20 protein-coding genes and 3 pseudogenes are annotated in these 20,524 nt (G+C 62.8%); 11 read left to right on the forward strand and 12 right to left on the reverse strand.

Features of this window, described 5'->3' with window-relative positions; translation table 11 throughout:
- Positions 1-6 precede the first annotated feature (6 nt).
- The 3 genes from ETW23_RS16215 (at position 7) to phbB (ending at position 3,451) form a co-directional block, all read left to right on the forward strand.
- Positions 7-846: an EAL domain-containing protein gene (locus ETW23_RS16215; RefSeq protein WP_129369854.1), complete on the forward strand. Its 840-nt coding sequence runs from the start codon at positions 7-9 to the stop codon at positions 844-846.
- Positions 847-1,364: 518 nt separating this feature from the next.
- Positions 1,365-2,540 (forward strand): acetyl-CoA C-acetyltransferase, encoded by a 1,176-nt coding sequence (locus ETW23_RS16220; protein WP_129369853.1) that lies wholly within the window; start codon positions 1,365-1,367, stop codon positions 2,538-2,540.
- 188 nt (positions 2,541-2,728) lie between these two features.
- Positions 2,729-3,451, forward strand: coding sequence for an acetoacetyl-CoA reductase (gene phbB / locus ETW23_RS16225; protein WP_134830623.1), 723 nt, complete (start codon positions 2,729-2,731; stop codon positions 3,449-3,451).
- Positions 3,452-3,542: 91 nt separating this feature from the next.
- Here phbB and ETW23_RS25220 read toward each other — a convergent pair whose 3' ends face one another.
- On the reverse strand, positions 3,543-3,704 hold the full coding sequence (locus tag ETW23_RS25220) for a hypothetical protein (protein WP_167738135.1): 162 nt from the start codon (positions 3,702-3,704) through the stop codon (positions 3,543-3,545).
- A gap of 112 nt (positions 3,705-3,816) precedes the next feature.
- On the opposite strand from ETW23_RS25220, the gene ETW23_RS16230 reads away from it, so the two are divergent.
- Positions 3,817-4,764 (forward strand): transcriptional regulator GcvA, encoded by a 948-nt coding sequence (locus ETW23_RS16230; protein WP_129369851.1) that lies wholly within the window; start codon positions 3,817-3,819, stop codon positions 4,762-4,764.
- Positions 4,761-5,036, forward strand: a pseudogene (locus ETW23_RS16235) (EamA family transporter); the annotation flags it as partial. The gene ETW23_RS16230 and the pseudogene ETW23_RS16235, both read left to right, overlap by 4 nt.
- A 114-nt stretch (positions 5,037-5,150) precedes the next feature.
- On the opposite strand, the gene ETW23_RS16240 reads toward ETW23_RS16235, so the two are convergent.
- From ETW23_RS16240 to ETW23_RS16250, 3 genes are all read right to left on the reverse strand, one after another.
- The gene (locus ETW23_RS16240) at positions 5,151-5,324 is read right to left on the reverse strand and encodes a YdcH family protein (protein WP_024088941.1); all 174 of its coding nucleotides are present in this window, start codon (positions 5,322-5,324) and stop codon (positions 5,151-5,153) included.
- A 235-nt stretch (positions 5,325-5,559) separates the two neighbouring features.
- Complete coding sequence (locus ETW23_RS16245; protein ID WP_134830624.1) at positions 5,560-6,327, reverse strand: tRNA1(Val) (adenine(37)-N6)-methyltransferase; 768 nt, start codon at positions 6,325-6,327, stop codon at positions 5,560-5,562.
- Entirely contained in the window at positions 6,324-6,539 is a 216-nt protein-coding gene (locus tag ETW23_RS16250; RefSeq protein ID WP_134830625.1) for a DUF2007 domain-containing protein, read from the reverse strand. Before ETW23_RS16250 ends, ETW23_RS16245 begins: the two co-directional genes overlap by 4 nt.
- Before the next feature lie 57 nt (positions 6,540-6,596).
- On the opposite strand from ETW23_RS16250, the gene ETW23_RS16255 reads away from it, so the two are divergent.
- Entirely contained in the window at positions 6,597-7,595 is a 999-nt protein-coding gene (locus ETW23_RS16255; protein ID WP_134830626.1) for a polyprenyl synthetase family protein, read from the forward strand.
- Between the two features lie 187 nt (positions 7,596-7,782).
- Here ETW23_RS16255 and ETW23_RS16260 read toward each other — a convergent pair whose 3' ends face one another.
- From ETW23_RS16260 to soxR, 4 genes and pseudogenes are all read right to left on the reverse strand, one after another.
- Positions 7,783-8,604, reverse strand: coding sequence for a 4-(cytidine 5'-diphospho)-2-C-methyl-D-erythritol kinase (locus ETW23_RS16260; protein WP_134830627.1), 822 nt, complete (start codon positions 8,602-8,604; stop codon positions 7,783-7,785).
- Positions 8,594-10,305 (reverse strand): annotated as a pseudogene (locus ETW23_RS16265) (tetratricopeptide repeat protein). Before ETW23_RS16265 ends, ETW23_RS16260 begins: the two are co-directional and overlap by 11 nt.
- A gap of 136 nt (positions 10,306-10,441) precedes the next feature.
- Positions 10,442-12,091: an electron transfer flavoprotein-ubiquinone oxidoreductase gene (locus ETW23_RS16270; RefSeq protein ID WP_134830628.1), complete on the reverse strand. Its 1,650-nt coding sequence runs from the start codon at positions 12,089-12,091 to the stop codon at positions 10,442-10,444.
- Positions 12,092-12,284: 193 nt separating this feature from the next.
- Positions 12,285-12,740 carry a redox-sensitive transcriptional activator SoxR gene (gene soxR, locus ETW23_RS16275; protein ID WP_129369844.1) on the reverse strand — a complete coding sequence of 152 codons (456 nt, stop codon included), beginning with the start codon at positions 12,738-12,740 and terminating at the stop codon, positions 12,285-12,287.
- Positions 12,741-12,836: 96 nt separating this feature from the next.
- Here soxR and ETW23_RS16280 point away from each other — a divergent pair, with 96 nt between their 5' ends.
- The 3 genes from ETW23_RS16280 (at position 12,837) to ETW23_RS16290 (ending at position 14,990) form a co-directional block, all read left to right on the forward strand.
- A complete protein-coding gene (locus ETW23_RS16280) occupies positions 12,837-13,217 on the forward strand; it encodes a VOC family protein (protein WP_134830629.1) in 381 nt (126 codons plus the stop codon).
- Between the two features lie 249 nt (positions 13,218-13,466).
- A complete protein-coding gene (gene greA, locus ETW23_RS16285) occupies positions 13,467-13,937 on the forward strand; it encodes a transcription elongation factor GreA (RefSeq protein ID WP_134830630.1) in 471 nt (156 codons plus the stop codon).
- A 21-nt stretch (positions 13,938-13,958) separates the two neighbouring features.
- Entirely contained in the window at positions 13,959-14,990 is a 1,032-nt protein-coding gene (locus ETW23_RS16290; protein ID WP_134830631.1) for a hypothetical protein, read from the forward strand.
- Positions 14,991-15,141: 151 nt separating this feature from the next.
- On the opposite strand, the gene glp is transcribed toward ETW23_RS16290, so the two are convergent.
- From glp to ETW23_RS16310, 4 genes are all read right to left on the reverse strand, one after another.
- Entirely contained in the window at positions 15,142-17,274 is a 2,133-nt protein-coding gene (glp, locus tag ETW23_RS16295) for a gephyrin-like molybdotransferase Glp (protein ID WP_134830632.1), read from the reverse strand.
- Positions 17,271-17,762: a molybdopterin-guanine dinucleotide biosynthesis protein B gene (gene mobB / locus ETW23_RS16300; RefSeq protein ID WP_134830633.1), complete on the reverse strand. Its 492-nt coding sequence runs from the start codon at positions 17,760-17,762 to the stop codon at positions 17,271-17,273. Before mobB ends, glp begins: the two co-directional genes overlap by 4 nt.
- On the reverse strand, positions 17,759-18,397 hold the full coding sequence (mobA, locus tag ETW23_RS16305; protein ID WP_134830634.1) for a molybdenum cofactor guanylyltransferase MobA: 639 nt from the start codon (positions 18,395-18,397) through the stop codon (positions 17,759-17,761). Before mobA ends, mobB begins: the two co-directional genes overlap by 4 nt.
- 136 nt (positions 18,398-18,533) lie before the next feature.
- Positions 18,534-19,406 (reverse strand): formate dehydrogenase accessory sulfurtransferase FdhD, encoded by an 873-nt coding sequence (locus ETW23_RS16310; RefSeq protein WP_247676704.1) that lies wholly within the window; start codon positions 19,404-19,406, stop codon positions 18,534-18,536.
- A 64-nt stretch (positions 19,407-19,470) separates the two neighbouring features.
- Between ETW23_RS16310 and ETW23_RS16315 the strand changes: the two are divergent.
- Together ETW23_RS16315 and ETW23_RS16320 are read left to right on the forward strand one after the other, a co-directional pair.
- Positions 19,471-20,198: pseudogene (locus ETW23_RS16315) on the forward strand (AzlC family ABC transporter permease).
- A complete protein-coding gene (locus tag ETW23_RS16320) occupies positions 20,195-20,524 on the forward strand; it encodes an AzlD domain-containing protein (protein ID WP_134830636.1) in 330 nt (109 codons plus the stop codon). The pseudogene ETW23_RS16315 and the gene ETW23_RS16320 overlap by 4 nt, the downstream one beginning before the upstream one ends.

Raw genomic sequence — 20,524 nt, forward strand, 5'->3', positions numbered from 1 at the left:
CAGCACATGACCAAACTCAACGCCAATGCAGAATTACCCGAAGGCTCTGAAAACCCGCTGAATGCAGCGGTGACCGGCCGCGACCGATCCACCCTGGACATGGTTGCAGATGCGGTGCGCCACAATCAGACCGTGCTGGCCTATCAGCCCGTCATGCAGGCAATGGCACCGCATGGAGTGGCGTTTTACGAGGGGTACATCCGGGTGCTGGATCCGACTGGCCGGGTGATTCCCGCCCGGGAATTCATGCATGTGGTCGAAGAAAAGGAAATCGGCCGCGAGATGGACTGCCTGGCCCTGCAGCATGGATTGCGGGCGTTGGATAAATACCCGCGGATCCGCCTGTCTGTGAACATGTCGGCCCGCTCCATCGGCTATCAGCGCTGGGTAAACGTGTTGGACCGGTTCCTGAAACGCGACGCAACACTGGGCGAGCGGCTGGTGCTGGAGATATCCGAGGCTTCGGCGATGGCGGCACCGGAACTGGTGACGGATTTCATGGGGCGGATGCAACAGCACGGGATTGCCTTTGCGCTGGACAATTTCGGCGCCAGCACCACCGCGATCGGCCATTTCCGCCAGTTCTTCTTTGATGCGGTCAAGATCGACGGCCAATTCGTGCGCGGTATTCACACCAGCCATGACAACCAGTCCGTTGTCCGCGCCCTGGTCGGCATTGCCAAGCAATTTGACATGTTCACCGTCGCGGAATCGGTGGAAAGCCAGGAGGATGCGGAATTCCTGGTCGAAAACGGCGTTGATTGCTTGCAAGGCTACCTGTTTGGCGCGCCTTCCGTCTCGCCGCCTTGGATTGAAGACATGAAGCAGCGCCGGGAGGCAAGCTGAGCACGCCCAGGGAGCTGACACCGCGGACGGTCGCGGAAACCTCCCTGATCAGCAGGTTCACATGGCCCCCATTCACGGTGCGAGGATGTTCAGGACGCAGTTGAGGGCAGAAAAGCTGCTTGCCCGGCCCAGCCCCAACCCGACCGAGGCGCCGCAAAAGCGCCCTGAGAAGGGCAAGGTTTCCGTGCGCTGCCTCTATCGTATTCACATCAGAGTCCCTGACCTGCCAGCCCTGCTATTCCAGCGCATTCAAAGACCAGGGTGCTGACGCAGTTTGCGTGTTGTTTCGCTGCTTTGCGGAAGGTTCTCCTCCGGCTGACGGGAATCCTGTGCCGCGAGGCGTTTCTGGCGGTTGACTCTGCGGCCCCCCCTGAGACACCCTGTCAATTGCTGCACATGCAGCAATAGATTATGTCGGCACCCGGAGGATACGGGAAAGATTGTTGCGCGCCCGATTTCGCATCCCGCGCGCAAAGATCCCCGGAAGACCTGAATTGATGGCAGAGGACCAGAAATCAATGACCAATGTTGTAATTGCATCCGCCGCGCGCACCGCCGTCGGCTCCTTTGGCGGCTCGTTCGCCAACACCCCTGCCCACGATCTGGGCGCAGCCGTGCTGGAAGCCGTGGTGGAGCGGGCCGGCGTGGACAAATCCGAAGTCTCGGAAACCATCCTTGGCCAGGTTCTGACCGCCGCACAGGGCCAGAACCCGGCCCGTCAGGCACATATCAACGCCGGTCTGCCGCAGGAAAGCGCCGCCTGGGGCCTTAACCAGGTGTGCGGTTCGGGCCTGCGCGCCGTGGCACTGGGCGCACAGCACATCATGCTGGGCGATGCCTCGATCGTCGCCGCCGGCGGCCAGGAGAACATGACCCTCAGCCCCCATGCAGCACATCTGCGGGCCGGCCAGAAGATGGGCGATATGAAATATATCGACACCATGATCCGCGACGGTCTGTGGGACGCTTTCAACGGCTACCACATGGGCCAGACCGCCGAGAACGTGGCCGAGCAGTGGCAGATCTCCCGCGAGATGCAGGACGAGTTTGCCGTGGCTTCGCAGAACAAAGCGGAAGCGGCGCAGAAAGCCGGCAAATTCGCCGATGAGATCGCCGCCTTCACCGTCAAGCACCGCAAGGGCGACATTGTTGTGGACCAGGACGAATACATCCGTCACGGCGCCACCATGGAAGCGATGCAGAAACTGCGTCCGGCCTTTGCCAAGGACGGGTCTGTCACCGCTGCCAATGCCTCGGGCCTGAACGACGGCGCCGCCGCCACCCTGCTGATGAGCGCCGATGAAGCCGAAAAGCGCGGCATCGAGCCGCTGGCCCGCATCGCGTCTTATGCCACGGCCGGCCTGGACCCGTCGATCATGGGCGTTGGCCCGATCTATGCCTCGCGCAAGGCGCTGGAAAAGGCCGGCTGGTCGGTTGGCGACCTGGATCTGGTCGAAGCCAACGAGGCCTTTGCCGCGCAGGCCTGTGCCGTGAACAAGGACATGGGCTGGGATCCGTCGATTGTGAACGTGAACGGCGGCGCCATTGCCATCGGCCACCCGATCGGCGCCTCGGGCTGCCGGGTGCTGAACACGCTGCTGTTCGAAATGAAACGCCGCGGTGCCAAAAAAGGCCTGGCCACCCTGTGCATCGGCGGCGGCATGGGCGTTGCCTTGTGCGTTGAACGCCCGTAACCGGCACAAAACCGCAAAAAGTGAAGGACGCCCCTGCGGCGTCCTTTTTCTTTTACAAAACAAGTATATACTGTGGGTGCGACAATTTTCTTGCGGCACCGCAGAAAAATCATCACGCAATATTGTTGCGCCCGCAAAATGAAAACTGTAGCAAGATTACCAAGAGACTAATACTGGAGGATTCTTGAATGGCACGTACTGCACTCGTCACCGGCGGCTCCCGCGGCATCGGCGCAGCAATTTCCCAAGCGCTGAAGGCGCAGGGCTGCAATGTCGCCGCCACTTATGCCGGCAATGACGAAGCCGCGGCAAAATTCACCGACGAAACCGGCATCAAGACCTATAAGTGGAATGTTGGCAACTACGAAGACAGCGCCGCCGGCATTGCCAAGGTCGAAGCGGATTTGGGTCCGATCGACATCGTGGTCGCCAATGCCGGCATCACCCGCGACGCGCCTTTCCACAAGATGACGCCGCAGCAGTGGCAGGAAGTGATCGACACCAACCTGACCGGCGTTTTCAACACCATTCATCCGGTCTGGCCCGGCATGCGCGAGCGTAAGTTCGGCCGCGTCGTCGTGATCTCCTCGATCAACGGCCAGAAGGGCCAGTTCGCCCAGGTGAACTACGCCGCGACCAAGGCGGGCGATCTGGGCATCGTAAAATCACTGGCCCAGGAAGGTGCGCGCGCAGGCATCACCGCCAACGCCATCTGCCCCGGCTATATCGCGACCGAAATGGTGATGGCGGTGCCGGAAAAGGTACGCGAGTCGATCATTGGCCAGATCCCTGCCGGCCGTCTGGGCGAGCCGGAAGAGATTGCCCGCTGCGTCGCCTTCCTGGCGTCTGACGACTCGGGCTTCATCAACGGCTCGACCATCTCCGCCAACGGCGCGCAGTTCTTCGTCTGATCTTTCACATCAGAAGAAACGGCAAGGGCCGGTCCATTTGGACCGGCCCTTTTCCTATCCCGTAAGTGCCTTTTCTCGAAACAGAGCGCGCTCAGGCCCAGCGGGAAATCTTGGGGCGGAGGGCTGGCACAGACCGTGCGCCAAACAGCCGGGTCCAGGCCAGTTTCAGCGCATTTTTCAGCACCTTACCGCGCTCGGCATGGGCACGGGCCATGGCAGACTTCACGGCGGCATCAGCAGAGTATTCCAGCATCTTCGGCCTCCTTTTCGGATCAGTATCCTTTACCTGCAGCCAATATGAAGACGTTCCGTCAAACACACAAACGAGACTTTGCACAGGTTCAGTTAAGCTGTACTTGTGTGAGATGTCTGACCGTCTGCCCCCCCTCACCGCCCTGCGCGCTTTTGATGCCGCGGCCCGTCACATGTCCTTTGCCAAGGCGGCGGAGGAGCTGAATGTGACCCCTGCGGCGCTGTCGTTTCAGATCAAATCACTGGAAGAGCATCTGGGCCAGCCCCTGTTCCGCCGCCTGAACCGCGCGGTAGAGCTGACTGAGGCGGGAAAGACACTGGCCCCCGGAGCGGCGGAAGGGTTCGAGGCGCTGACCGCTGCCTGGCGCACCGTGCGCCGCCTGCAGGACAACACCACGCTGACAGTAACCGCCGGGCCGGGGCTGACGGCAAAATGGCTGGCGCCGCGGCTGTATGAATTTGCCCGTGCACATCCCGAGATCGACCTGCGGTTTTCGGCCACGTTGCGGATGCTGGATTTTGTCCGCGATGACGTCGATGTGGCAATCCGGTTCGGCTATGGCCCGGATGAGGGTTACTATGTGCTGCGGGTACCGCCGGAATGGGTGACGCCAGTGATGTCGCCGGAGCTGGCGGAGCGCTATACCACGCCGGAAAGCCTGATGGAGGCGCCGCTGATCTTTGACGAATCCATCGATTTTCTGGACCCGCCCTGCGATTGGCCGGCCTGGTTCCGCACCCAAGGCATCGACTTCAAACCGACCCATGGCTCGCATTTCTCGCAAGCCGACCATGCAATCGACGCCGCTGTCACGGGGGCCGGCGTGGCTCTGGGCCGGCGCGGCATGGCGGTCACCGATCTGCATGCCGGCCGGCTGGTGGCGCCGTTTAAGACCGCAATTGAGACCAAGGCGCATTTCCGGTTTCTTTGCGCGCCCGGCACCGAAACGCGGCCGCCGATCGCGGCGTTCCGGGACTGGTTTGTTACCGAGATTGAAAAAACCGCCTACGTCTCGGAGGCTTTTGACATCATCCCGGTTGAGGACATCCCGCCGCCATGACCAAATCCCGTGCGACCGCCATCGGCTTCATCGCTGTTTTATTGTGGTCGCTTCTGGCGTTGCTGACCGTCGGAACCGCGCCCGTCCCGCCCTTGCTGCTGAATGCGCTGTACTTCACCATCGGCACTGGCTTAGGTTTTGCCGGGGCGGCGACCATCATTGCGAGCGGCGGCGGGTTTGAGGCGCAGTATCTTCCCACCTACGGGCTGGCGCTGTTGTGCGCGCTGACCTGGTCCGGCTATTCGGTGCTGTCGCGGCTGATGGGCGGGGCGCTGATTGCGGCCGGGGCCGGTTCGGCAAGCTGATCCCGCCAAGTAAAAAGAGGGCCGCCGCGCCGGGCAGACCCTCCGATGTGCAGTGCCGGGATGCGTTCCGGCGGAAACTCTTCAGACCAGTTCAGTCGTCAGACGCTCAATCTCTTCTTTCAGCTTGAGCTTTTGCTTTTTCATTGATGCGATTTCCAGACCGTCGGTACTGGGCGATCGCTGGGCCTGTTCCACTTCCATGCTCAGATGCTCGTGCTTCTTCTTAAGTTCGGTCAGATGCGAGCTAAGGCTCATGGCAACCCTCCTTCGTTGAGCTAGATGTGTTTGACACCAAAGAGTGGACCACAAGTTTTTACGTCTGTCACGCCGCAGCCGCAGTATTTTTGTCATGAAATTTTCGTATCGGCCATGCGCCGCGCATTTTGCCGCAGGTAAAAGCGCATTATGGCAGAAACCCGCCGGACAACAGTCCGCATAAGTTGAATGCAGATAGCTTGACCCCTATATTCGCGGCGCTGGAAAACCCCCGTTAAACCGGCCAAGGCAAGGCCGCCGCCTCGCGCAGAACAGCCCGGATTTTCGGGTGGTAGCTGTCTCCGTCCCGCTGATGCCGGGCACCCTCATGCAGAATCAGCGGCGCATGCAGCCGGAAATCCGCCCGGCCGCCCTTGCGCGCGCGCAAGATCACCAGCTCGGCCCCCCGTCCCTGGCGCGGGGCCAGCGGCAGCACCTCGACCGAGCCAAGGCCGCCGCTGCAGGCCGCCAGCATGTCCGGCAGCCGGTCAGCGCGCTGGATCATGTGCAGGTATCCTTTCGGCGCCAGACGGCGGGCGGCGGTTGTGATCCAGTCTGCCAGCGGCGTGCCCTCTCCCAGTGCGACCTGCCTGCCGGCATCGCGCGCCAGACTATGGGCACCCGGTTTGTAATAAGGCGGATTGGCAAAGACGTGATGGAACTGGCGCTGTTTCAGAACCTCCGGCAACGCTGATAAATCAGCCTCGAACACCTCGATCTCCTGACCGTTTTCCGCAGCATTGCACCGGGCCAGCTCCGCGTAAGGCGACTGCAGCTCAACCCCCGCCAGCTGCAGATCCGGCACCCGCGCTGCAAGACACAGCAAAGCCTGGCCGGCACCGCAGCCCAGTTCCAGAACCGCCTCGCCTGGCCTTGCCGGGACCGCTGCGGCCAGCAGCACAGGATCCACCCCCGCACGGTATCCCTTTACGGGCTGCCACAGCCGCACCCTGCCGCCAAGAAAGCCGTTGCAGCTCAGCGCGTCTTCCGCAAATGCGGTCATCGGCCCAGCGGGATTTCATTGTCGCGCATCACCACCAGCGCATCGTCGTAATCATCCGCGCGCACCATCAGGCGGCGCGGGAAAATCCCGATCCCGCCTTCCAGGATGCTCATATTTACGTCCATTTGAAAGCAGTCTATATCCTCACCCTCAAGAAGGGCGGAGGCAAAGGCCATGATCGTCGGATCGGTGCTGCGCAAAAGCTCTTTCATAGGATTGGATCTAAGGGCAAGGCCCCGGCCTTGTCGAGCCTTGCGAGCGGGAAAGTGATGGACGAAGTGATGACCAGGAAGCCGCATGAAATGCTGGCCGCCACGCTGAGCCAGGAACTGGACGCAGTGAATGTGCTGATCCGCAAGCGGATGGCCTCGCAACATGCGCCGCGCATCCCCGAGGTGACCGCGCATCTGGTTGAGGCCGGCGGCAAGCGCCTGCGGCCGATGCTGACACTGGCGGCAGCAAAGATGTGCGGCTATCAGGGCGATCACCATCTGAAACTGGCCGCCACGGTGGAATTCATCCACACCGCGACCCTGCTGCATGACGATGTGGTTGATGAAAGCGCCCAACGGCGCGGGCGGCCTACAGCGAACCTGCTCTGGGACAACAAAAGCTCGGTTCTGGTCGGCGACTACCTGTTTGCCCGCAGCTTCCAGCTGATGGTTGAGACCGGCTCCTTGCGGGTACTGGATATCCTGGCCAATGCTTCGGCCACCATTGCCGAGGGCGAAGTGCTGCAGATGACGGCAGCCTCGAACCTGAAAACCGGTGAGGACATCTATTTGCAGGTGGTGCGCGGCAAGACCGCTGCGCTGTTCTCGGCGGCGACGGAAGTGGGCGGCGTGATCGCCGGCGCCTCCGAGGCACAGGTGAAGGCGCTGTTTGACTATGGCGACGCGCTGGGGATTGCCTTCCAGATCGCGGATGACCTTTTGGACTATCAGGGCGACAGCAAGGCCACCGGCAAGAATGTCGGTGACGACTTCCGCGAACGCAAGCTGACACTGCCGGTGATCAAAGCGGTGGCGCAGGCGACAGACGAAGAGCGCGCGTTCTGGACCCGCACCATCGAGAAGGGCAAGCAGGAAGACGGCGACCTGGAGCAAGCGCTGGCACTGATGGCAAAGTACGGCACGCTGGAGGCCACCCGCGAAGACGCCAATGGCTGGGCGGCAAAGGCGAAGGCGGCACTTGACGTCCTGCCCGATCACGAGATCCGCAGCATGCTGCGCGATCTGGCCGGCTATGTGGTTTCGCGGCTGAACTGACCGGGTAAAGGGGGCGCTGCCCCCTCGGCCATTCCGGCCTCACCCCCGGAGGTATTTAGGACCAGAAAGAAGCAGCAGGACGGTACCGCGCCGTGCGTGAGCGCGGCGCCCGGCCCAACGGCGGACAAGCATCTTTGATGCGCCGGGCCGCAGGCGGGAGTGCCCGTGTTCCGCCGCGCGCAGTGCTTCAGGTCAAAGTGACTGCACTGCACCACCACTCGGGATGCTCCGCCCCGATTTCATAGGCTGCAAAATGCGCGGCTTTCCTTGATGGGTAGAGCGCAAAACAGGTGGCGCCGGAACCGGACATGCGGGCCAGCAGCGCGTTGCGGGAGCAGCGCAGGTCCGCGAGCACCCGTTCAATTTCCGGCGCTACACTGGTGGCCGGAGCCTCCAGGTCGTTGCGCTGTTCGCCAAGCCACGCGGCGCAGTCTTCAGCGGAGGCGAAAGCCGGAATGTCCTGCGGCATCGGCGAATTGTTACGGGAGGCAAGTTCGCAAAACACTTGCCCGGTCGGGACATGTGCGCCGGTATTAACAAGCAGCGCATGCAGCTCTGGCAGCTCCACCGGCGCGACCTGCTCGCCGATCCCCTGCATCCGGGACCCACGGGCCGCCATGCAGACCGGCACATCAGCGCCAAGCGACAGCGGCAAATCATCGGGAATACCGCAGCCCTGCCCGGAAAGTGCCCGCAGAACCGCAGCGGCGTCCGAGGAGCCGCCACCGATGCCTGCGCCATGGGGCAGATGTTTGTCGAGACCGATCCGGCCGGTCCAGCCTGCCCCCGCGGCGGCTTTCCAAACCAGGTTGCGCTCATCCGCCGGCACGCCGCCCGCAAACAGGCCGGAGACATCCAACGCCAGCTCAGGTCCTGGATCAAGCTGCAGCAGATCCCCCGAATCGGCAAAGACCACCAGCGAATCCAGCAGGTGATAGCCGTCGTCGCGGCGGCCGGTCACATGCAGGGTCAGGTTGATCTTGGCAGGTGCAAAGACCTCAGCCGCCATTGGCGACCTTCAGGGGCTCAGCGCCCTCCTCGGCCAGAACTGCGTCCAGGCCCACTTCCAGTTTGCGGCGGATGCGTTCGGGTCGGCTTCGCCATCGGTGTCTTCCGGATCGATAAAAGACAGCGCCCGCTTCCACTGGAATTCTGCTTCACGCTCCCGGCCCACGGCCCAGTAGACGTCGCCCAGGTGGTCATTGACCACCGGGTCCACCGGCATCAGCTCAACCGCGCGTTCCATATGGGCAACCGCATCGTCAAACTGGCCCATGCGATAAAGCACCCAGCCCAGGGAATCGACGATGAAGCCGGAATCAGGACGTGCCGCGACGGCGCGTTCGATCATTTCCAGCGCCTCGTCCAGCTTGCTGCTTTTTTCAACCAGCGAATAACCCAGGTAATTCAGCACCTGCGGCCGGTTCGGGTCCAGTTCCAGCGAGGCGCGGAAATCGGCCTCGGCCTGGTCCCATTGGTCCAGCCGTTCATGGCAGATACCGCGGGCATAGTAGAGGAACCAGCGGGTGCCGGAGTCTTCGGATGTATTGGCCAGCGCCTTGTCATAAGCGTCGGCAGCACCCGCGTAGTCTTCCTGCTGGCGCAGCAGATCGCCGAGGCTGACATAGACGCTGGGCTGTTCCGGGAAGTCCCGCGCCAGCTGTTCCAGAACTTCGATTGCCGCGTCCGGTTTGGCAGCGCGGCGCAGCGCCTCGGCGCGGCCCATTTCAGCGGCGTGATAGTCGGGATGGCCGCTGGGCACCTGCTTGTAGGTCGCAACCGACAGCTCGTAGCGGCCCAGCTGGTCCAGCAGCCCGGCGCTCAGCAGGATTGCGTCCACATGATCGGGGCGCAGTGAAGCCGCCATGCGGGCGTACATCAGCACGTAATCGTTGGCGGTGTCGCCATTCAGCGCCGCTCCAAGAGTATAGAACACCTCAGCCACCCCCTCCCGCGGGCTGGGGGCAATGGTGTAGGCAAGCGTTTCCCCGGCGGCGAGCTGCGCATCCATGGCTTCCAGCCCGGGATCCAGGCGGCTGCCGAAGGCTGCATTCAGCGCTTCACGGGCGTCATCGCTGCGGCCCAGCTGCGACAGGATCTGCACCCTTGCAACTGCCGCCCGGCGGCTGAGTGTGGCCAGGCGGCCATCTTCGGCGGCAAACAGCGCCTCGGCCCCGCCGTAGTCACCGGCCGAGGCCAGTGCAAGTGCCCGGTGGTAGAGCACAAAGGGCCGCAGGCTGCCATCTTCGGCCAGCCGTTCAAAGGTCTTGAGCGCGCTGGAAACGGAGCCGTTGCCGATATGCGCCCAGCCTTCCAGCAAACCGTCCACCAGCGGATGGATTGCTTCCTGTTCGGCGTCGCGGTCCAGGATTGCCTGGAAATCACCATCTGCGGCATGGCCGCCTGCAATAATGATATTGGCCACCTGGCTGCGGGCACCGGCCTGTAGCAGCCTTGCGGCGACCGGCACCGCCAGTTCAGCCTTGCCCATGGCGAGCTGCGCAAAGACCACGTTTTCCATCAGCAGCGGGTTCTGCGGATCGCGGGCCAGGGCCTGCGTGTAATACAGAGCCGCGGCAGCAAAATCGCTGTCATAGGTTGCGGCCCGTCCGGCCAGATATGAGCCGGCCAGCCCTTCCGCCTGCGCGGCAGGCACGGAAGCGGCCACCAGGGCCGCACAGGACAGGGTGCGAAGAATGGATACGGGCACGCGGGACCCCTTTACGATTTACTGCTCTTTGCTCTTCTAAGAAAGCGTAGTGCGCCGCCCGTCAACACGCAATGGGGCGGCCCGAGGGCCGCCCCATAAATTCCGGCAAAACCGCGCCGAAAAGCTGAAATTCCGATCACATGTTCGGGTAGTTCGGCCCGTCGCCGCCCTGCGGCGTGGTCCAGGTGATGTTCTGGGACGGGTCCTTGATGTCGCAGGTCTTGCAGTGGACGCAGTTCTGGAAGTTGACCACGAACTCCGGCTGGCCGTCTTTTTCCACCACCTCGTATACACCGGCGGGGCAGTAGCGCTGCGCTGGTTCGGCGAATTTCGGCAGGTTGACCTGGATCGGAGTGTCAGCATTGCCCAGCTGCAGGTGGCAGGGCTGGCTTTCCTCGTGGTTGGTCATCGCAAAAGACACGTTGGTCAGCCGGTCGAAGGACAGCACACCATCGGGTTTGGGGTAGTCGATGGGCTTGTGCTTGGAGGCTTCCTCGGTTGCTTCGGCGTCGTTCTTGCCGTGGCCCAGGGTGCCGAAGAAGGAGAAGCCCAGCAGGTTGTTGGTCCACATGTCCAGGCCGCCAAAAGCGAGCGAGGCGGTGAGACCCCATTTGGACCACATCGGCTTGACGTTGCGGACCATCTTCAGGTCCTTGCCGATGGCGCCGTCGCGCACGTCGGTCTCATAGGCGGCCAGTTCGTCGCCGGAACGTTCTGCCTTGATCGCATCAAAAGCAGCTTCGGCCGCAGCCTTGCCCGACAGCATCGCGTTATGGTTGCCCTTGATGCGCGGCACGTTGACCATGCCGGCAGAACAGCCCAGCAGCGCCACGCCGGGGGCAACCAGTTTCGGCATTGACTGCCAGCCGCCTTCGGTGATTGCGCGGGCGCCATAAGCCACGCGCTTGCCGCCCTTCAGCAGCTCGGCCACCACCGGGTGATGTTTGAAACGCTGGAATTCCATATAGGGGAACAGATGCGGGTTCTTGTAGTTCAGGTGCACCACAAAACCGACGTATACCTGATTGTTGTCCAGGTGATAGATGAACGACCCGCCGCCTGCGTTCTTGCCCAGCGGCCAGCCCATGGTGTGGGTGACGGTGCCTTCGCTATGCTTGGCCGGGTCGATCTCCCAGATCTCTTTCATGCCGACGCCGTATTTCTGCACTTCCTTGCCGGCGGCGAGATCGTATTTATTGATCACTTCCTTAGCCAGCGAGCCGCGCACGCCTTCGCAGATGAAAACATATTTGCCGTGCAGCTCCATGCCCGGCTCATAAGACGGGCCGGGAGTGCCGTCGGCGTTCTTGCCGAACTCGCCCGCAACAACGCCCTTCACTTCGCCGTTTTCGCCGTAAACCAGTTCCGAGCACGCCATGCCCGGGAAGATCTCAACGCCCATTTCCTCGGCCTGTTCCGCCATCCAGCGGCAGACGTTGCCCATCGAGACAATATAGTTGCCGTGGTTGTTCATCAGCGGCGGCATCGGGAAGTTGGGAATGCGGACATGGCCGGCTTCACCCAGCATCAGGAAGTTGTCTTCCTTCACCTCAACGTTCAGCGGCGCGCCTTTTTCCTTCCAATCAGGGATCAGCGCGTTCAGGCCGCAGGGGTCCAGCACCGCGCCCGACAGGATATGCGCGCCCACTTCCGAGCCTTTTTCCAGGACCACGACCTCAAGGTCGGCGTCCAGCTGTTTCAGGCGGATGGCCGCAGACAGACCGGCAGGGCCGGCCCCGACGATCACCACGTCGTATTCCATCGCTTCGCGTTCAATCTCGGCCATTTTGCGGCGCTCCTTGGCTTTTGTTCGCTACCGGCCCCACAATGGTGCGTGGGCGCAATATTATTTCGCGGTTGCTTAGCGTTTGGCAGACCTGCCGGTCAATCCAAACTCCGCGTCAAACACCTGTAAAACAGGCAACTGAGACAAAAAGTGCGTCCATTTTCGTCATTCAAGGATCATTTTCCGCCGCAGCTCATGTCTCGGGCCGGTCTCCCATCAGGTATCGGGGTCCCTGCCCCTTCTGTGCAGCCTTGTCTTCGGGGTTGTACAGTTTGCAATTCGGAAGCGAAAGGCAGCCGCAGCCTATGCAGCCGTCCAAATTGTCGCGCAACCGCATCAAGGTTTCGATTCGCTGGTCCAGATGGCTGCGGAAGCTGTCCGAAATCCGCGCCCAGTCTTCTTTGGTGGGGGTGCGGCTGCCCGGCAGGCTTTGCAGGAATCCGCGGATCTCCGGCAGCGAAAAGCCGAACTGCTGGGCAATCATGATAAAGCTCATCCGCCGGATGTCGGCGCGGTGGAACCGCCGCTGCCCGCCCGCATTGCGCCAGGGTTCCACCAGCCCCTGCGCCTCGTAATAGCGGATCGCGGACACGGCAAGACCTGTGCGGCCGGCCAGATAGCCAATGGAAATCCCGGCGGATGACGGCATGGCGCACTCCCTGAAAAACTGCTTGAGCTAAAGTTAGGTTTAGGAATTAGAGTGAGTCGTATCAACAGATTTGCTCAGGCGAGAAGGAGATTTCCAATGAGCGCAGTTCTTGAACATGCAAACGTCACCGTGGCCGACCCCAATGCCACTGCGAAATGGATGAAAGAGGTTTTCGGCTGGCATGTGCGCTGGGAGGGTGAGGCCAAGAATGGCGGCTACACCGTGCATACCGGCGGGGAAGACAGCTATCTTGCGCTTTACACGCCGCGCACCCCGGCGGGCAAAGCGCCGGAGAGCTATGGCATTGTCGGCGGGCTGAATCATTTGGCAGTGATCGTCGAGGATTTGGACGCGACCGAAGCTGCAGTAAAGGCTGCGGGTTTCACTCCGATCAACCACGGCGACTATGAACCGGGCCGCCGGTTTTACTTTCATGACGAGAACGGCATCGAATACGAGGCGGTGCAATATGATTGATATTCCATGGCAGGCGGGGTTTGCGAAGCGGCCCCTGCGCGGCATTTTTTCGCGCAATTCTGTGGAAAAGTCCCGCAAACCGCCCGCTTAGGCGGAATTGCGTGCCGGCAAGCCCCGCGCGCACTTGAAATCAGGTGCAGGATTGGGTCAGGTAATTGTCAACCGGACCGGAGGCCCCGCGGCTTATGCTGCGGGGCTGCGGTTTTCATACTGACAAGAAAAACCATAATAGCGACCTGGACCAATCTCATGGAAAAGATCCCGATGACCCCCACGGGTCACGCCGCGCTGGAAAGCGAACTGAAGAACCTGAAATCCGTCGAACGCCCGGCGATCATTCAGGCAATTGCCGAAGCGCGTGAGCTCGGCGATTTGTCGGAGAACGCCGAATATCATTCGGCGCGCGAGAAACAGTCCTTCATCGAGGGCCGCATCAAGGAGCTGGAAGGCATCCTGTCGCTGGCCGACGTGATCAACCCGGCCAAGCTGACTGGCGCCATCAAATTCGGCGCCAAGGTGACCGTGGTGGACGAGGACACCGACGAAGAAAAGACCTGGCAGATCGTTGGCGAACACGAGGCCAACATCGAAGCGGGTCTGTTGAACATCAAATCACCGATTGCGCGTGCCTTGATCGGCAAGGACGAAAGCGACAGTGTGGAAGTGCGCACCCCCGGCGGCATCCGCGCATATGAAATTCTCAAGATCGTCTATTCCTGATCCGCAAAGCAGCGAGTGTTCATGACAGGCTCCAGCAGCAGTCCCGGCTCCACCCCGAACCCCGGCGGCAATCGCCCGTTGCGGCGCCTTGACGGGCCTGCGGGCAACGGGCTGGGCGGTGCCGAGCTGGCGGCCATTGCCTTGGGTGCTCTGTGGCTTCTGGCGGCGGTCGGGTTCTTTGTCTTTGCACCGCCGGATTCCGGGCTTTCGCAATGGGCTGACCTGATCACCGGCGTTCTGGCACTGGTGCTGCCGCTGGCGATGCTGTGGGTTGCCGCCTCTGCCGCGCGCTCGGCCCGGGTGATGCGGGAGGAAAGCGAACAGCTGCAGGCCGCCATTGACGGCTTGCGCCAGACCTATCTGGCACAGTCGCAGCAGCATGCCGCGGTGGCTGAGCCGTCGATGGCCAAGCGGTTGGAGGAGATCGCCGAGGCGACCCGCAAGACCGAAACCGCGCTGGCCACCTTCCACACCAGCCGCCGCGATCCGGTGCGCCCGGCAATTCCTGCCGAAGCGGCCGAGCTGGCGGCGGCCGAACAAGGATCATTGGCTTTGGGCACCCAGGCCGAAGATGCCGCGCCGCCGCTGCCGGCCGAACATTTCATCCGGGCCCTGAACTTCCCGGAGACGGCGGAGGATCAGGACGGTTTCGCCGCCCTGCGCGCAGCCCTGCAGGACCGCAAGGCCGCCCAGGTGATTCAGGCAGCGCAGGATGTGCTGACCCTGCTCAGCCAAGACGGCATCTATATGGATGACCTGCGCCCTGATATGGCCCGCCCTGAGATTTGGCGCCAATTTGCCCAAGGCGCGCGCGGCCGTGCCGTGGCCCCTCTTGGCGGCGTGCGCGACCGCACCTCGCTGGCGCTGACGGCGGCGCGGATGAAACAGGACCCGATTTTCCGCGACGCCGCGCATCATTTCCTGCGCCGGTTTGATCAGATGTTCGCTGAGTTTGAGGCTGAAGCGACCGACGGCGAGATTTCCGCTCTCGGCAACACCCGAACTTCCCGCGCCTTCATGCTGCTGGGCCGGGTGGCCGGGACGTTCGACTGAGAAGGCGGCCCTTCGGGCCACTGCCTGCGGCGCGGGTATTTTTGACCAGAAAGAAGCGGCGGGGCGGTAGCGCGCCGGGCGCAGCACGGCGCCATGCCCAACGGCGGGCAAGCATCTTTGATGCGCCGGGCCGCGGGCGGGAGCGCCCTGTCTACATGGCGAAGCTGCTGTAAGGGATAAAGCGGACCGGGTCGCCAAGCTTGATCTCTGCGGCGCCGTCGCCAAGCTCCACCAGCCCCTCCGCCCAGCTGAGGCCGCTGATGCGGCCGGAGCCTTCGGATTTGAACACCTCAATGCTGCCGTTCCGCATCCGTGCCCGCAGGTATTCGCGGCGGCCCGGTTTCTTGCGCTTTTCAAAGGCCGCCGGTATTTCAAATGCCTGCGGCACCTGCCAGCCCGCGCCCGCCATCAGCCCCATCGCCGGGCGGGCAAAAATCAGGGTACAGACCAGAGCCGCCACCGGGTTGCCCGGCAGGCCGAAGACCGGCGTGCCCTGCCACATGCCCAGCGCCAGAGGGCGGCCGGGTTTCAGCGCGATGCGCCATTCCTGCATCGCGCCCGCTTCGCGCAGCAATGCCGACATATGGTCCTCGTCCCCGGCGGAAGCACCGCCCGAGGTCAGGATAACGTCAGCCTGTTTGGCGGCGCCGTCCAGATCCGCCCGCAAGGCTTCGCGGTCATCCGCAGCTTTTCCCAGATCAACCGGTACAAACCCCAGCTGGCGGATCAGCGCCAGCAGCATCGGACGATTGGCGTCAAAGATCTGCCCATTGCCTGCGGGTTCTCCTGCCTCGACCAGCTCATCGCCGGTGGAGAGCACACCGACCCGCAATGGCAGACGGACCGCGAGCTCCGCCAGACCTGTGGCCGAGACCAGAGCCAGATCGGCGGGTGAGATAACCCGGCCTGCTGGCAAGATGACGTCACCCGCGCAGACGTCTTCACCAGCCTTGCGGGTGTTTGTTCCCTGTTTCAGCGGGCCGTTGAAAGCGATCCCGGTGCCGTCGGTGTTGACGTCTTCCTCCAGGATCACCGTGTCCACGCCATCCGGCAGCGCGGCACCGGTCAGAACGCGGATGGCGCTGCCTGCGGGCACGGTGCCATCAAAGGGCACGCCTGCCGCCGCCCTTCCCTGCACCAGCGGCAGCACATGCGGGCCTTCCGACTTGCCGCCGGCAAAGCCGTAGCCATCCACCGCCGTGTTCGGCAGCGGCGGGTTGGAGCGTTTGGCCACTGCACTCTCTGCCAGCACCCGGCCAAGGGCGTCTGCCAGCGGCAGGGTTTCCACTCCGGTGACCGGCCCCAGCCTGTCCCGCAGCAGGGTCAGCGCGTCATCCACCGGGGTCCAATCCACGCCTGCAGGCAGGGCAAAGCAATCATTGCTGAGCGGCGGCGGTGTCAGCCTGCCCAGTTCATCCGCTGCCAGCGCGTTCAAGCGGTCTTCGTATCCCGTGCCCAATATCCAAGCTTCCTCTTGTGCTTCCTCAGGTACAGCAGCCAGCATTCCGGCAAGCTCACCGGCCGGCAGACGGCTGAGCGCCTGCGACAATAGCCGCATTTGCACCCGGTCGCGTATTTCGTCCCGGCCCGCAACAGCCATTGCGGCCTTAACGGCCGACTCGATCAAACCTGGCCATATTTCTGCAAAAACAGTTTGCGCTGTCTCAACCTTTTCGAAAGGCCAGACAGCGGCCCTGTGCCGGCGCCGCAACCGCTGCAGAACCGGTACCCCCATGAGGATCTGGCTGCCAACAGTCGGATTGAAAAACAGCTGGAAACAGGAGGAGGCCGCCTTGGCCGCCAGATCCGCGTTGCGCCGTTCTGCCACGTCTTTATAGACTATACCGGCTTTGCGGTAGGGAATGTCCGGCCAGGTCTTCTCATCAGGTTTGCCCCAGAACGGGCCGGGGCCGGTAAACAGCCGGTTCATACCAGAGGCTATTTCAAACCGGTTGTTGGTTCCGTCCTCAGAGTCTTCGATCCGCTCTTCCAGCCAGGCCCATAAAGCAAATGGGTCATCGGATCCGGTGATCCGGCGCGCAAATCCGCGCGGATAGCCAAAGGGAAAATCAAAAGCGGCTAGAACCCGCCGCCCCGCGGCCTGTTCCGCGTCGAGGAAGCTGCTGATCCAAACTTCTGCCTCCTGCCGGCTGCGGCAGTAGATTTGCCGTTCCGCGGTTCCGCCGCGCGCCACACCAAGCCAGATCGCATCCTTGCTTTGGCGCCGGGGCCTGCGCTTGGCAGCAGACCAATCGACGGTGAGAACAGTATCAAAACGGGTCACAGCCCCAGTTCTATCTGGATGAAATCCGCAATCGCTGCCGTATCGTTCAGATCAAAAACCGGGCGGTCCAGCGCCATCCCGGTGTTGCTGGCAACGGCCCGGATGTTCGGGTCTTCCGGGGCGATCAGTTCGGTGCCTGCTTCCTGCCGGAAAGCCTCGATCTTGGGGTGGGGTTCGCGCTTGTAGCCCTCGACCAGCACCAGATCGACGGGACGCAGGCGGTCCAGCAGCTCTGCCAGCGGCGGTTCTGCCGCATCGCGCAGCTCTTGCATGATTGCAACGCGGCCAGCCGAGGCCAGCACCACCTCCGACGCACCGGCCTGCCGGTGGCGGTGGCTATCGGTGCCGGGCTGGTCCACGTCCGTTGCATGATGGGCGTGCTTGATGGTGGAAACGGTGAGGCCGCGCTCACAGAATTCAGCCACCAGCCGCTCCATCAGCCCGGTCTTGCCGTTGTTCTTCCAGCCGGTGACGCCGTAGATCTTCATTTCAGCAACGCCTCTGCCTTGGCCAGATCTTCCGGCGTGTTGATGTTGAAGAACGGGTCGAAGGGATCGGCCTCGAACAGCGCCTCGCGGCCGCCGTGCTGGTCGGTCCACAGCACCACCTTGCGCAAACCGCCCTCAAGCGCCGCGCGCAGGTCATCGCGCAGAGCAACAGGCCAGAGGCCGAAGGCCGGGTGCCGGTTCACGCGCTTGCCGCCGCCGGATTTCAGTGCCTCGTCCCCGGTGCGCGGGGTGGTGGCCATAACCAGCGGCTGGTCCATCCCTTTTGCCGCGGCGGTCAGCCGGGTCACAAGATCCAGCGGGAAGAAAGGGGTATCGGCGGCAGCGGTGACGATGGTGTCCGCGCCCTGCTCTGCTGCCCAGTCGAGACCGGCCAGAACGCCCGCCAGCGGACCAGCAAAGCCTTCAATCGAGTCGGCTATGACCGGCAGGTCCAGATCGCTGAACCGTTCCGGGTCGCCATTGGCATTCATTGCCAGGCCCGCGACCTGCGGCGACAGCCGGTCTACAACACGGGACAGGAGGCTTTGGCCGCCGACTAGCAGCCGCCCCTTGTCGCCGCCGCCCATCCGGGTGGCAAGGCCGCCTGCGAGGATTACACCGAGGGGTTGGGTCATTCCGGCACCTCCTGAACGGAAAAGCTTCCGCCTGGCTGGAAGGCCAGGCAGCGCCCGTCCCGCCTCCCACGGGGCGGGCGCTTCGCTTCCACCCCGCCGGGCCGGGCGCTGCCTTTAGTGTTAACAAGCCAGTTTCTCATTCCGCGCTCTTCCTGCGATGCTTTTCCTCCTCAACCGGCGCGTCTTTTGGATCCATGTCGCGCAGCAGCCGCTCCTCGCCCGCTAGACAGATGAACCGCTGGCCGCGCATCCGGCCAATGAGCGTCAGGCCGACCTCGCGCGCAATCTCCACACCCCAGGCGGTGAAGCCGGAACGTGAGGCCAGCACCGGGATACCCATCATCGCGGTCTTGATTACCATCTCCGAGGTCAGCCGCCCGGTGGTGTAGAGGATCTTGTCCGCCGCCGCGGCCTGTTCGGACAGCATCCAGCCGGCGATCTTGTCCACTGCGTTGTGGCGGCCGACGTCCTCCATATAGACCAGCGGGCGGTCCTGCTGGCACAGAACAGTGCCATGGATAGCGCCGGCCTCAAGATAAAGCGAGGGCGTGCGGTTGATCTTGTGGGCCAGCGTGTAAAGCCAGGAAGTGCGGACCTCGGCCTGCGGCAGTTGCACGTCCTCCAGCCCCTCCATCATGTCGCCAAAGACGGTGCCGACTGCGCAGCCGGAGGTGCGGGTCTTTTTCTTCAGCTTTTCCTCGTGACTGGTTTCCACCGCAGTACGGACCACCACGGCTTCCAGATCCTCGTCATAATCGACGCGGGTGACTTCATCCCCATCCAGCAGCATGCGCTGATTGCGCAGAAAGCCAAGCGCCAGGTATTCCGGGTAGTCGCCGATGGTCATTGCGGTGACGATTTCCTGGGAATTCAGGAAGATGGTCAGCGGGCGCTCCTCAACCACCGAGATGTCGCTGGCTTCGCCGTTCTGGTCCACCCCGGTGACAGCGCGGGTCAGCCGCGGGTCGGCGACGCCGGGCGCGATCAGATATTCTGACGTGATATCCATACTCACCAATTGCATTCCTTCTGCCATCCCCGTAGGCCGGATGCACGCAATCTAGGACGCGCTGATGGCAATCACCACCACCAAATCGGCCTTCTGGAAGGGGTTTCGCGACAGCGCGCCATTCATCTTCATGGCATCGCCCTTTGGCTTTCTGTTCGGAGTGCTAGCCGCAGAGGCCGGGCTGATCGTGCCCGAGGCGTTTGCATTTTCATTGGCGGTCTTTGCCGGGGCGGCCCAGTTCACTGCGCTGCAGCTGATGCAGGAGAACGCGCCGCTGATTATCATCCTGATTTCGGCGCTGGCGGTGATCCTTCGGATGGCGATGTATTCGGCCTCGCTGACGCCCTACCTTGGCGGTGCGCCGATGTGGCAGCGCGCACTGGCGGCCTATTTCATGGTGGATCAGTCTTATGCGCTGTCCATCGTCAAGTTCGAGAGCGAGACGGAAATGCCGCTGCCGCAGCGCATGGCATACTTCTTTGGCACCAATGGTATCATTGCCCCGGTTTGGGTGGTTGCCACCGCGGTCGGGGCGCTGGTCGGCACCCGCATCCCGAAAGCTGGGGGGTGGATTTTGTGCTGCCGCTGGCGTTTCTGGCGATGATCGGCCCGATGCTGCGCACGCCTGCCCATGTGGCCGCCTGTTTCGTGGCGGTGGCCACCTCGCTGCCGGCTGCGGCCCTGCCCTATAACCTCGGCCTGATCGTGGCCGGGATTGCGGGCATGATCGCAGGTGCCCAGGCGGAGCTTTGGCTGGAGCGGCAAAAGGCCAAGGCGGAGGGCGCAAAATGATCAGTATTCCTGCACCAATCCTGTGGACGGTGATCATCGGGCTGGCGGCTGGCAGCTATGCCCTGCGGTTTGCCTTTATCGGGTTCATGGGCGGCAAGCCCATTCCGGAATGGCTGATGCGGCATCTGCGCTATACCGCCGTGGCGATCATCCCGGCACTGGTGGCGCCGTTGGTGGTCTGGCCGGCGCCCACGGGCGGCGATCCCAGCGTGATGCATTTTGCTGCCGCTGCCGCGACTTTTGCCGTCGGCTACCTGACAAGGAACGTGCTTTGGGGCCTGGGCACCGGGGGGCTGTGCCTGCTGCTGTTGTACCTCGCCGCTTAG

The organism is Leisingera sp. NJS201, from assembly GCF_004535885.1.
Classification (GTDB): domain Bacteria; phylum Pseudomonadota; class Alphaproteobacteria; order Rhodobacterales; family Rhodobacteraceae; genus Leisingera.